The following is a 275-nucleotide window of genomic DNA, read 5'->3' as shown; positions in this document are numbered from 1 at the left end:
TCGCCGAGCATTTCGACGCGATCGTGAATGTGCTGGAATCTGCTCTGGGAAAGTCTGTTTCGCTGTCGGATGCGTTGGCCGACGGGGATCTGGTCGATCAAACGGTGTTCGCGCAGGCGGGTTTGTTCGCGTTCGAGGTGGCGCTCTTCAGGCTGCTGGAGTCGTGGGGTGTGCGGGCGGATGTGGTGGCGGGTCATTCCATCGGTGAGGTCGCTGCCGCACATATTGCGGGTGTGTTGTCGCTCGAGGATGCGTGTGTGTTGGTGGCGGCGCGT

At 61.8% G+C, this 275-nt stretch carries 1 protein-coding gene; it reads left to right on the top strand.

Annotated elements, in window-relative coordinates:
* A partial coding sequence (locus tag IG65_RS36395; protein ID WP_030519025.1) for an acyltransferase domain-containing protein occupies positions 1 to 275 on the top strand: 275 nt, incomplete at both ends.

The sequence above is a fragment of the Nocardia sp. NRRL WC-3656 genome (genome assembly GCF_000720265.1).
GTDB classification, from domain to species: Bacteria; Actinomycetota; Actinomycetes; order Mycobacteriales; family Mycobacteriaceae; genus Nocardia; species Nocardia nova.
Note: the sequence above shows the minus strand (reverse complement) of the source record. Positions and strands in the feature narration are given on the sequence as shown.